The 2,181-nt window shown below is 65.2% G+C and carries 3 protein-coding genes; 2 read left to right on the top strand and 1 reads right to left on the bottom strand.

Translation table 11 applies throughout. From position 1 onward, the window contains the following. Positions 1–398 (top strand): LLM class flavin-dependent oxidoreductase (locus EN893_RS30185; protein WP_128362030.1); only part of this gene is annotated, 398 nt, incomplete at its 5' end. Continuing rightward, complete coding sequence (locus EN893_RS30190) at positions 395–1,660, top strand: LLM class flavin-dependent oxidoreductase (protein ID WP_127266489.1); 1,266 nt, start codon at positions 395–397, stop codon at positions 1,658–1,660. The genes EN893_RS30185 and EN893_RS30190, both read left to right, overlap by 4 nt. Before the next feature lie 12 nt (positions 1,661–1,672). Here the strand turns inward: EN893_RS30190 and EN893_RS30195 are convergent. After that, on the bottom strand, positions 1,673–2,181 hold a 509-nt coding region (locus EN893_RS30195; protein ID WP_206640199.1), incomplete at its 5' end, for an XdhC family protein.

Consider the following 2,181-nt stretch of genomic DNA (forward strand, 5'->3'; position numbering starts at 1 on the left):
TGTCGGGCTTGAGCGAAGCCGACCTGGATATTGCCGCCCGCATCGCCGATGTCATCCTGCTGGATGACGGACCGGTGGAGGGCGCGACAGGACGCTATGACGATATCAGGCGCCGTGTCGCAGCCTGTGGACGCGACCCGGATGCCGTCAAGGTGCTGACGAACGTCGCGCCAACCGCCGATAGTAAGCCGGCTGCCGTCGCCGAGAGGCTGGAAGAGGAATTCCGGGCGAAAAGCTGCGACGGGTTCAACATCCTGATGCCGGCACAGCTTTCAGCGCTCGACGATTTCGTCGATCTGGTTTTGCCGGAACTGAGGCAGCGTGGCCTGTTTCGAGAGAACTATCGCGGCACGACGTTGCGCTCGCATCTCGGGCTTGCCGGCGGAGGTGACCGATGACCGCTCGCCAGATCAAGCTCGGCGCCTTCCTGTGGGCGACAGGCCACCACATCGCGGCCTGGCGCCATCCCAAGGCACACGTCACCGCCGGCACTGACATCGACCATTACATCGCGCTGGCGCGCACGGCGGAAGCGGCGAAGTTCGACATGATCTTCTGCGAAGATGCCGCAGGCCTGCGCGAAGCCAATGTCGGCATTGCCAGCCAGACTTCGCGCTCGATCGGCTTCGAGCCGATCAGCCTGCTTTCGGCGCTCGCCGTCCAGACCAGCCGCATCGGCCTCGTCTCGACAGCCTCGACAAGCTACAACGAGCCCTATGGCCTGGCGCGAGCCTTCCTGTCGCTCGACCATCTGAGCGGCGGCAGGGCCGGCTGGAACCTGGTCACCTCGGCCAGCCCTGTCGAGGCCGCCAATTTCGGCTCGACCGGCCTCAAGCCCCATGCCGATCGCTATGAGCGCGCGCGCGAATTCGCCGAGGTGGTAACCGGGCTCTGGAACGGCAAGCTCGATGGAGCTTCTGGATCCGGACATGACGGCCAGAGCTTTTCGGTTCGCGACCCGCTCGATCTGCCGCGTTCGCCGCAGGGCGCGCCTGTCATGGTCCAGGCCGGCGCCTCGGATGTCGGCCGCGACCTTGCCGCCCGCACCGCCGATGTGGTGTTCACCGCGGCGCAGACCTTCGAGGAAGCGAAGGCCTTCTACGACGATCTCAAGGGGCGTCTGGCGGCCTACGGGCGCGAGCCTGACGACATCAAGATCATGCCGGGCGTCGCGCCAGTGGTGGCGGAGACCGAAGCGGAGGCCCGTGAAAAATATGAGGAATTGCAGGCGCTGATCCCCGACGACGTCGGTGTGGCGCTGCTGTCCAGCTATCTCAGCATCTCCGATCTGTGGCGCTACCCGATCAACGGGCCGCTGCCGGACCTGCCGGAGAGCGAGGGGATGAAAAGTCGGCAGGCGCTGGTCATCGAGCAATCGCGCCGCGACGGCCTCTCTATCCGCGAGCTTGCCCGGCATTTCGCCGGCGCGCGTGGCCATTGGCGCATCGTCGGCACGGCGGCCCAGGTTGCCGATGAGTTGCAGGCGCGGTTCGAAGGCGGTGCCGCCGACGGCTTCAACGTCATGCCCTCTTATTTCCCCGGCGAACTCAATGCCTTTGCGATGCTCGTCGTGCCTGAACTGCAGCGGCGCGGCCTGTTCCGCACGGAGTACGAGGGCCGCACATTGCGCGACCAACTGGGTTTGAAACAGCCGGTTTAGCTGTGGCGCAGCCTAGCCTGCCATCACCCTGCCATGCGGAATTTGATGGTCGGCACTTGAGGTTGCGTTGTGACTGACCAGCGCCGTCATGATCTCGGCCGCCGCCAGCGCCGCGATGACCTGCGGGCGCTTGTCCTTGACGGTGTCGCCGCCGATTGGCGAGACGAGGCGGGCAAACTCAGCTTGACTGCCATCCGCCGATTTCAGGAACCAGTTCCTGAACGTCGCTTTCTTGGTCTTCGAGCCGATCATGCCGACATAGGCGGCATCGTCGCGTTTCAGCGCCTCGGCGACGATCAGGAAATCCAGCGCATGGTCGTGGGTCAGGATGGCGAAGGCAGTGCCGGCGGGAGCATCGCGCACCATCGCCTCGGGCATCGGCGTCAGCCGCATCTCTACGGTTTCCGGCATGCCTTCCAGTGCTTCGGCGCGCGTCTCGATGACGACGCCGTGCACGGGAAGAAGTGCGATCGTCGACGCCAGCGCCTGGCCGACATGGCCGCCGCCGAAGACGTAGACAT

It is taken from the genome of Mesorhizobium sp. M7A.F.Ca.CA.004.04.2.1, from assembly GCF_004022825.1.
In the GTDB taxonomy this organism is placed as follows: Bacteria; Pseudomonadota; Alphaproteobacteria; order Rhizobiales; family Rhizobiaceae; genus Mesorhizobium.